Origin of the sequence: Amycolatopsis thailandensis, from assembly GCF_042723255.1 — a bacterium.
Classification (GTDB): Bacteria; Actinomycetota; Actinomycetes; order Mycobacteriales; family Pseudonocardiaceae; genus Amycolatopsis; species Amycolatopsis thailandensis.
Window position 1 is genome coordinate 1 of sequence record NZ_JBHXJK010000223.1, and the last position, 9,074, is coordinate 9,074.

7 protein-coding genes are annotated in these 9,074 nt (G+C 70.0%); 1 reads left to right on the top strand and 6 read right to left on the bottom strand.

What is annotated here, in order from left to right:
- Positions 1–306: 306 nt before the first annotated feature.
- The 4 genes from ACFWMR_RS41315 to ACFWMR_RS41330 all read right to left on the bottom strand — a co-directional run bounded on the left by ACFWMR_RS41315 (position 307) and on the right by ACFWMR_RS41330 (position 5,666).
- Positions 307–1,551 (bottom strand): PucR family transcriptional regulator, encoded by a 1,245-nt coding sequence (locus ACFWMR_RS41315; protein ID WP_378382334.1) that lies wholly within the window; start codon positions 1,549–1,551, stop codon positions 307–309.
- Between the two features lie 32 nt (positions 1,552–1,583).
- The gene (locus ACFWMR_RS41320) at positions 1,584–2,774 is read right to left on the bottom strand and encodes a helix-turn-helix domain-containing protein (protein WP_167406442.1); all 1,191 of its coding nucleotides are present in this window, start codon (positions 2,772–2,774) and stop codon (positions 1,584–1,586) included.
- Between the two features lie 340 nt (positions 2,775–3,114).
- Entirely contained in the window at positions 3,115–4,104 is a 990-nt protein-coding gene (locus ACFWMR_RS41325; RefSeq protein WP_378278229.1) for an alpha/beta fold hydrolase, read from the bottom strand.
- A 341-nt stretch (positions 4,105–4,445) separates the two neighbouring features.
- Positions 4,446–5,666 (bottom strand): helix-turn-helix domain-containing protein, encoded by a 1,221-nt coding sequence (locus ACFWMR_RS41330; protein WP_378382336.1) that lies wholly within the window; start codon positions 5,664–5,666, stop codon positions 4,446–4,448.
- A gap of 315 nt (positions 5,667–5,981) precedes the next feature.
- Between ACFWMR_RS41330 and ACFWMR_RS41335 the strand changes: the two genes are divergently transcribed.
- Positions 5,982–7,178 (top strand): PucR family transcriptional regulator, encoded by a 1,197-nt coding sequence (locus ACFWMR_RS41335; protein WP_378382337.1) that lies wholly within the window; start codon positions 5,982–5,984, stop codon positions 7,176–7,178.
- On the opposite strand, the gene ACFWMR_RS41340 is transcribed toward ACFWMR_RS41335, so the two are convergent.
- Both ACFWMR_RS41340 and ACFWMR_RS41345 read right to left on the bottom strand, forming a co-directional pair.
- Entirely contained in the window at positions 7,118–7,669 is a 552-nt protein-coding gene (locus tag ACFWMR_RS41340) for a GtrA family protein (protein WP_378382339.1), read from the bottom strand. The genes ACFWMR_RS41335 and ACFWMR_RS41340 overlap by 61 nt on opposite strands.
- Before the next feature lie 7 nt (positions 7,670–7,676).
- Positions 7,677–8,891, bottom strand: a complete 1,215-nt coding sequence (locus tag ACFWMR_RS41345; RefSeq protein WP_378382341.1) for a lipase family protein — start codon at positions 8,889–8,891, stop codon at positions 7,677–7,679.
- Positions 8,892–9,074: the final 183 nt, after the last annotated feature.

Below are 9,074 nucleotides of genomic sequence, written 5' to 3' on the forward strand. Positions count from 1 at the left end.
GCGCAAGGAAGGGGGCCTTCATGTACTTCTCCCTGGGTGACGGGGCACCGAACTCGCGTGATCAGAAACGGATCTCGCGTGCTTGGAGCCGTGACTCGCGTGACTGGAGCCGTAACTCGTGTGCTTGGGGCCGGATCTCACGTGATTGGACGCCGCACACACGAGTTACGGCTCCAATCACGTGAGTTCCGCCTTCAAGCACGCGAGATCCGCCTTCAAGCACATGAGTTACGGCTTCAAGCACATGAATTACGGCTTCAAGCACGTGAGTCCCGGCTTCATGAACGTCGCCCAAGGGGGCAGGGGTCAGGAGGGGGCGGCCCGCAGGGCCAGGATCATCTCGAACCGCCGTTCCGGATCCCGCAGCCCGTCCGCGAACAGCGCCTCCAGCTCCTGGGCGCGGGAGCGCACCGTCTGCGGATGCACCGCGAGCCGTTCGGCCACCTCGCGGACGTTCCCGCACGTCTCCAGCCACGCCAGCAGCGTCCCGGCCAGGCGTGAATGCTGCTTCCCGGTCAACCCGGCGAGCGGGCCGAGCCGTTCCCGGACCAGTTCGGCGGCCAGGAACGGTTCCTTGAGCAGCCACAGACGCGAAAGATGGTCGACGCACCACGTCACGGGTTCGTCGACGAGCGCGCCGGAGTCGACGAGCCGCAGGGCCTCCCGGGCCGCCCGCAGGGAACGCGCGGCGAAGGCGGGAGGGACCGCGGGACCGATCGCGGCCCGCCAGCCCGCCAGGTCTTCGGCGAACTGCTCCCGTTCCTCCGGTCGCGGGGCGGGGAGCAGCAGGCAGGGGGAGGTGCTCTCGAAGTCGGCCAGCGCCGTCGACGCGGCCGCCGGGGTTTCGTCCGAAGGCCTGTCGAGGGCGATGGCGACGAGCAGGTCCGGTAACTGCCAGCGGGCCAGTTCGGCGGCGTGCTTGATGACTTCGGGCGGTGACGGCGGCTCGGTGAGCAGGAGCTCCATCAGCCGGTGACGCCGCCGTTCCAGTGCGCCGGCGGCCTTTTCCCGCGCCTCCGCGTGCCCCTCGACCGACAGCGCCGACAGCTCGTCGATGTAGGCGAAGATGGCTTCCGCGAGCAGGCACAGGGTCGCCGAGGGCACGCCCGCACGACGGCCGGCCTCGGCCACCCGGCGCCAAGTCACCCTGGCGCCGACCCGGTACGCCGCCTGGAGGACGTCGACGTTGCGGCCCTGCTGGAATTCCTGGACACCCAGGCTCAGGAACACGCTCCGGCGGTCTTCCGACGGCGCTTCCGGGTTCCCGATCCGTTCCACGAATTGAAGGAACGCCATCTGAACGCCGGTCTTGAGCGCCTTCCCGAACGCGCCGTCCAGTGGCCTCGCGTAGTCGGGGATGGTCCGCTGGATCTCGCGGACCACCTCCCCGGCCACGTCGGCCAGCACCGGCCGGAACACGGTCGCCAGCTCTCTCGGCAGCAGCGCCCAGAGCTGGACGGGACGCCCGCTCGACCCTCCCGGCCGAGCGGGCGTGAGGAGCGGGCCGTATGTCGCCTCGACCCCGCTGCGACCATCCTGCGGTCGGGTCACCTCGTCACCTCGTTGTGAGTGGGAAACGCTGGTCAATCGTCGGCGAGCAACGCCTCCGCACGCAGGGCGATCTCCATGTCGAGCCGGTCGTCGGCGTTGTTCAACCGGTCGCCGAAGAGATCGATGAGCTGGTGCATGCGGTACCGGACGGTCTGCGGGTGGACCTTGAGCTTCTTCGCGATCTCCGGAGCGCTGCCCCGCGATTGCAGCCAGATCAGCAACGTCTCCCCGAGCCGTGCCCGCTGCTTCGGCGTGAGGTCGTCGAACGGGGCGAGGCTGCGCGTGCACAGCTCACGGACCAGGAACTCGTCGGCGAGCAGCCACAGGGTGGACAGGTGATCGCTGTACCGCGTGACCGGGTTGTCCGGCAGCACCCCGCGCTGGACCAGCCGCAGCGTGCGGCGTGCCCACAGCAGGGAGCGCGGCGCCTCGGTGAGCCGCACGGCCGGGCCGATCACCGCGCGCCAGCCCGGAAGCCGTTCGGCGAGGTCCTTCAGGTGCTTGTCGGGGTCGCCGGTGACCAGGCAGGGCTTGGGGCCCTCGAAGTCGACCAGGACGTCGGCGTCGAGGTCGGCGCTGTCGGGGTCCGACGGGCCGGGCCGCCGCTCCAGCGCGACGACCGTGACCTCGGCGGGCAGCGCCCACTGGGCGTTGGCGGCCTGGGACGCGATCGACTGCGGTGAGGACGGCGGGTCGGAGAGCATCAGTTCGAGCAGCCTGCGCCTGCGTCTCGCCCTGGTGCCCGCGGCCCGCTCCTGCGCGGCCGTGTAGCCCTCGATGGACAGTGCGGAAATCTCGTCCACGTAAGCGAAAATCGCCTCGGCCGCGGTGCACAGGAGATCGGCGTCCGCTCCGATCGCCTGCCCGAATTCCGAAACGTGCCGCCACGCGACGCGACCGCCGACGCGGTAGGCCGTCTGCAGGCAGTCGAGGCTGCGGCCTTCCTTGAACTCGACCTTGCCGAGGTTGCGGAACACCGCCGACCACTTGTCGAGCGGGGCCGTCCCCTGACCGACGGTATCGAGGCAGTGCAGGATCGCCTGCCGGATACCCTGCGTGATGATCTGTCCGAACGCGCCTTCCAACGGCTGCGCGTATTCGGGGACGGCTCGTTGCACCTCCTGGAGGATGGCTCGGGCCAAGGGGTCGGCCCGCGGCCGGAACCGCTCGCCCATGTCCCTCGGCAGTGACGCCCACAGGCCGTTCGCGCCGGTGCTGCGCACAGGTCGGTTCTCCACTGGGGTTCTCGGTGCCGGCGTGAAGGCGCGCGGTCGCTGGACCGGACCCGGTGGCTGGCGGTGCGGGGTGGCGGGGTGGCGCACGTCGGGGTCGGGCCGTGCGGTCCGCAGATCGTGCCGCGAGAATCCGGTATCCAAGTCGGTCATGTTTTTTATCCTTGCTGGCAACAAAATCAGCCTCTTCAACGGTGAAGCCGATCCAGATTTTGTGGCTCACGCAACATAAAATCCGGCTGAGAGGGCTGTCAACGGCTGGTGGGGCCTTGATCGGCCACCTGGATGGACTACACCCGAACGGGTGGTCCGATCCGGTGGCGAGTGACATTTAGGCAGGCCTCAGATGGCGCCCGGATGACAACTTTTCCGGGACCTTCTCGAGCGCCTCCGCCGCCTCGCTGGCGCGGATGAGCACCTCGACGACCTCGTCCAGGGTCAACCGGGCGGGCGTGGTCTCGGCGAGGAAGCGTTCGAGTTCGCCGCCGAACCGGGCCGGGTCGGCCACATGTGGAAAGTGTTTCGCATTTTCGAACACCGTCAAGCGGCTGTCCGGCAGCAGTTCGGCCGTCTTCCGGCCGTGGGCGACCGGGATGAGCGGGTCGTGCGCGCCCCAGACGACGAGCGTGGGCACCTCCCGGGCGAGGTAGAGCTTGTCGATCGCGCTCGCGCGCTGGCCGCGGAGGTCGATCAGGCTGCGCGCGATGAACAGGAACGCCCGCCGCCTGCCCGGGTCGGCCAGCGACGCGAGGTGCCGGGTCAGCTCCCGGGTCTCGGGGGAGAGCTTCCCGCCGAGCGCGCGGCCGGCCGCGGCGAGCCCGTGGGCGATCGCGACGGTGACGGGATTGACCGCGGCCGACAGCGTCAGCTTGGCCCCCGGCAGCGCCGTCGCGCGCAGCACCGAGGTCACCTGCGGGCCGAGTCCGGCGCTGCCCACGAGCACCAGCCGGGCGCACATCTCGGGGAACTGGTAGGCGAACTGCATCGCGATCCCGCCGCCGAGGGAGTGCCCGGCGATGGTCGCGTGCCGGTGTCCGGTGAGTGCGAGGACGTCGCGGACCACGCTGGCCATCGCGCCGAGCCCGTAGTCGGCCCGTGGCGACCCCGAAGCACCGTGGCCGGGAAGATCGGGGACGAGGACGCGGCGCCCGAACCCGGTCCGCTCGAAGTGCTCGAGCAACGGGACCCAGGTCTCACCGCTGCCCGAGATCCCATGCAGCAGCACGAGCGGTTCACCGATGGTGTCCTTTGTGGACGGGAGGTATTCCCGCAGCCGGATTTCCTGCCCGTGCAGGGTCAGTGTGCGCGCTTCGAGGGCCATGTCCCGCCTTTCCGTGGTCAGGCGTCAAAATAACGTGGAGAACGGCGGTTCCGTCAGCGTGTCGCCGGACACGTCCGGCAATTGCCACCCGGATGACAAGAATTTCGGTTCGGACCCCGATCCGGATGCCAAAACCGTGACGGCGGGACTATTCCGCATCGACATTCTCCCACCGTCCCGGTATTCAGGAAAGCGTCGGTAAACACCCGTCACCACCGGGAGAAAAGCGATGGCCTGCCGGGCGGACTTCCATGTAGACCAGCCGAGGGCGAACCGCGCCCGCCGCGGCCTCCGCTGGGTGCTGCCCACCGTGCGGCCACCGGAACGACGGGTCCGGCGGGTCAGTTCCCTGGCGTCCCGTCGTCGCGGCGGAGCGCGCGCATAAGCCGCTGCGCGCGCAGGGCGAGTTGCATGCCCAGCCGGTCGTCGGCGTCCCTGAGCCGGTCGCCGAACAGTTCTTCCAGTTGCCGGAGGCGATTCCGCACGGTCTGCGGATGGACGCCCAGCCGCTGCGCGATCTCCGGCGCCCCGCCGCGGGTCTCCAGCCACGCCAGCAGGGTTTCGCTGAGCCGCTCCTGTTGTTTCTCGCTCAGCGAGGTGAACGGGTCGAGGCTCCGCTTGGCCATCTCGGCGCCGAGGAAGTCCTCGGCCAGCAGCCACAGCGTCGCGAGGTGATCCCGGCACCAGATGACCGGGCCGGGCGCGTCGTCGCTGGTCAGCAGGAGCGCGCGGCGGGCGGTGCGGAGGGCGGCCGGGGCGTCGGCGAGCGGAACCACGGGGGAGACCGCCACCCGCCAGCCGTCCAGCGCGTCCTTCAGCGGAGCGAGATCGGTGTCGGGATCCGCGGTGAGCAGATACGGCTCGGCGGAATCGAGGTCGAGCAGCACCGTCTCGGCCAAGAGGTGGGCGGGGAACTCCGGCGCGCCAGGCGAGCGCTGAAGCGCGACCATGGCCGCGGTCCCCGGAACCCGCCAGCCGGCGCCGTCGGCCAGGCTGGCGATACTGCACGCGGACCCTTCCGGTGCTTGGGCGATCAGCTCCAGCAGGCGGCGGCGCCGGAGCGGGATCGCGCCCGCCGCCTTGGCCTCCGCCTCCTGGTACCCCTCGATCGCCGTGGCGCACAGTTCGTCGACGTAGACGAAGACGGACTCGGCCGCGAGCGCGATGACGCCGGGGCCGACGCCGAGCCCGCGCACGATGGGCCGCATCGCCCGCCACGCCGTCCGCGCGCCGATGGTCGCGCTGTCGTGCAACGGTTCCAGGCTCCGGCCCTCGGTGAACTCGATCCGCCCGCGCATGCGGTAGAAGTCGATCCAGCGGTCGTGGGGCAGGTCCGGGTCGCCGATGCAGTCGACGTAGTGCCGCACCGCCCGCTCGCAAGAAACGACCAGGACGCGGCCGAAGACGCCGCGCAACGGCTGCGAGTACGCGGCGACCGACCGCTGCACCTGCTTGATCATGGCCGCGGCGGCGTGCCCGGTATACGGACGCAGTTCTTCGCCGAGCGAACGCGGCAGCGTCGCCAGCATGCCGAAACTGCGGTACTGGACCACGAAGACCACCTTTGAATTTCTTCGAACCGGGGGAGGGAAACATGAATCCCTTTGCACAACCGCGTCGGATCGACGGGAACGGGTGCCGGAGTGTTTCTACTGGATCGGCCGACGGTGTGTACCGCGAATGTGACGTTGAATTGATGACGGAAAGTCGCGATACCCGGCGTTCGTGACACGGACGGGCGTTTCGGTGTGGCGGCTTTTGACACGGATGTGGCGCCGGTCCTACGCTCCGTGCATTCGAGTGCGCCGGTGGCGCGCGGACGAAAGGGAATTCGTGCCCGTAATCGTCGGCCTACTCAACAGCGGGAGAACGCACACGTGAGCTGGCAGCCCGTTGGCGCGTTGTGGGCACGTCTGCCGAGGGAACTCGGTGACGCCGTCCGTCCCCGGATCCCGGCGATCGCCCGGCACTGCGTCGAAGGCGTGGTGTCCGAGATCGGTGAATGCGCCGAAGTGTTCAGTGACAGCGAGGCCCGCGCGGCGGCCGTCGAGCTGACCAGGCGCGGCATCGAACGCGCCATCGACCGGGTCGGCGTCCCCGAACTGCTGCAGAACGACCTGCTGGCGGATTTCCGCGCGCAGGGCAGGCTCGCGTTCCATCAGGGCCTCAGCCGCGAGGCCGCGCAGGCGGCGTTCAGGGTCACGAGCCGGGTGCTGTGGCGTGCGATCGCCGCGGCCGGCCGTCAGCTCCAGCTGTCCGGCGACGTCCTCTACGGCGCGGCGGAATGCCTCTTCGGCGACGTCGTCGAGGTGACGATGGCGCTCACGGACGGATACAACGCCGCGCAGGCCGAATCGACAGGGCCCGCGGAGCAGCGGGCCCGGCTGTTCCGGCTGCTGACCGCCGGGGCGGGGTACACCCAGGCCGACGCCGGAGCGCTCGCCGTCGCCATCGGCTGGCGGATCCCGCCTCGCGTCACCGCCGTCGTCTTCGTCTCGGAACCGGGTGCGCCCGCCTTCCCGTCGGGCCTCTTGCCCTCGGCGGTGCCCGCGGACTTCGTGTCCGACGCGCCCGGTGCCCTGGTGGCCTGTCCCGAAGCCGATCTCGACGGTCTGCGGGAACTGCCGTCCGGCTGGTCGGCGACGGTCGGGGTGCCGGTCCCGGCGGACCAGGCCGCCGAATCGTTCCGGATCGCGCGCCGCGCGTCCGAGCTGGCCCGGCGGGGGCTGATCACCACGGTCGGGCCGGTGCTGTGGTGCGAGGAGCACCTCACCACGCTGCTGCTGCTCGCCGACGAGTTCCTGCTGGATCGGCTGGCCGGAGAAGCGCTGGAACCTCTGTCGGGGCTAGCGCCGAAGCAGCACGACGAGCTGTCGGCGACCCTGCTCACGCAGGTGCAGACGCGGGGGAGCGCGCCCGAGATCGCCCGGCAGCTCGCCGTGCACCCCCAGACGGTGCGGGCACGCCTGCGGCGGCTCGCGGAGCTGTTCGGCGAGCGGCTGGACGATCCGGATCAGCGGCTGCGGATCGAGCTGGCGCTGCGTGCGGAACGGCTGCGCCCCGCGGACGTCTGACGGGCCCCGGCGACCGGGAACACCCAGCGCCGGTAGCCCCACCAGCGGAACGCCGACCCCGCCGCGGTGCCCAGCAGCATCCCGCTGACGAAGTCGGCGATCTCCTGGGCGAGAAAGCTGACTTCGGGGACTTCGAGACGCAGGACGTACCGCGAGATCAGCGGCGGGCACAGATTGATCGTCACGGCGATCGCGTTGACGGCGAAGAACAGCGTCGCCTCGTGGAGCCGTCGCCTGCCGCCGCGGGTGTGGAATGCCCAGCGCCGGGAAAGCAAGTACGCGAAGGCCGTCGCCACGACGGTCGCGATCGCCAGCGCCGTGACCGGTTTCTCTTGCAGGACGGTGAGTTTGAGCCCGTAGTTGGTCCCGAGGGTGAGGCCGAACGCGGCGAGGCCGACGGTGGCGAACCGGAGCAGCTCACGCCGCTTCCCGGTCCGCGCGCCGCCGGCCGCCGCGTCGTCCACAAAGGACGCGGGGGCGGTTCTGAGCACCGCGGGCTCAGCAGTTCGACGTCGCCGGGACGCCCGCGACCCGGTCCTTGAGGAAGGTCAGGACGTCGGCGTTGCCGGTGTAGACCGCCGTGATGTGGTCGGTTTCGAAGGTCTTCCAGGTCGTCTTGACCCCGGCGGCGCAGTAGGCCTTGTGCAGGGCGTCGGCCTGGGCGAACTGCACGAGCTGGTCCTGGGTGGCGTGGTAGAGGAACACCGGGACCTTGGGCGGTGTGCCGCCGAGCTTGTTCTCGTTGAGCCGCTTGACCCATTCCGGCCGGACGTATCCGGCACTGGTCGTGTAGTCGGCGATCTTCTGGTTCGCGTAGGTGGTGAGCAGCTCGAACGTGCACGCGCTCTTCTGCATCTCCGCGAGCTTCACGCGGCCGTTGTCGCTGAGGAACGAGTCCAGCTTCAGCTCGGGGTACGCGTTGTCGAGGCCGACGAGGGCGTAGGCGAAGACGCCGAAACCCGCTTTCCCGTCGAGCTGCAGGGTGACCTGGACGAGATCGGCGGGCACGCCACCGGCGGCGACGCCGACGAGGTTCAGCTCCGGCGCGTAGACGGGCTGGAGCTCACCGGCCCAGGCCGCCGCTCCGCCACCCTGCGAGTATCCGCGGAAGGCCACCTTGGCGTCGGTGGACAGTTTCGCCTCCGGCAAACGCTGAGCGGCGCGGACCGCGTCGATCACCGCCGGGCCTTCCGAACGCCCGACCACGTACGTCGTCTTCGGGTCCTGCCGGTAGCCCTCGTAGTCGGTGAGCGCGACGGCGTATCCGGCGTCGAGCGCGTCGTCGAGACCGGACTGTTCGTAGAACGCGCCGATGTCGATCATCTTCGACGGCGTGCAGTCGAACGCGGGACCGTGCGTACCGGCCGCGAACGAGACGATCGGTGCCTTCGCCGGGTCGACGTTCTTCGGCACCAGCACCGTCCCGGTCACCGCGTCCGGCCGTCCGAGGGCGTCCGTCGACAGGTACATCACCTGCCACGCGTTGACGGAATCCTTACGCGGACCGGCTTTCGAGATCCGCGAGCGGATGATGTCGCCCGGTTTGCCCGCCGGAAGCGGGGACGGCGGGGTGTAGAACGAGTCGTCGGACGCCGCCGGGGTGGCGGAGTTCGCCGGGCTGCCGCTCAGCGCGGTCAGCAGACCGGCGGCGAGGACGGTCGCCACCGCCGCGGCGAGCAGCCGGCGGGAGGGGTGAGGGAACGAGATCGGCACGGCCGGGCCTCCAGAGCGCGGATGGGATGACGTCCCCGACGGGACGGTCTGCGTGGGTCGGCGACGGTGAGGGTTGTCGAGCCGATCGACAACGTGTCACGGCCGCGTCGGCAAGGTGGCTGTGATGGAGGGGGATCGAAGGTGTCGCGAAAGCCACTTTCGGGACGTCTGATGTCCCGAAAG

Excerpts from the sequence above, each read along its gene's own strand:
- ACFWMR_RS41325 (WP_378278229.1), bottom strand. The coding sequence starts at position 4,104 with ATGGCCCTCGAAGCGCGCACACTGACCCTGCACGGGCAGGAAATCCGG.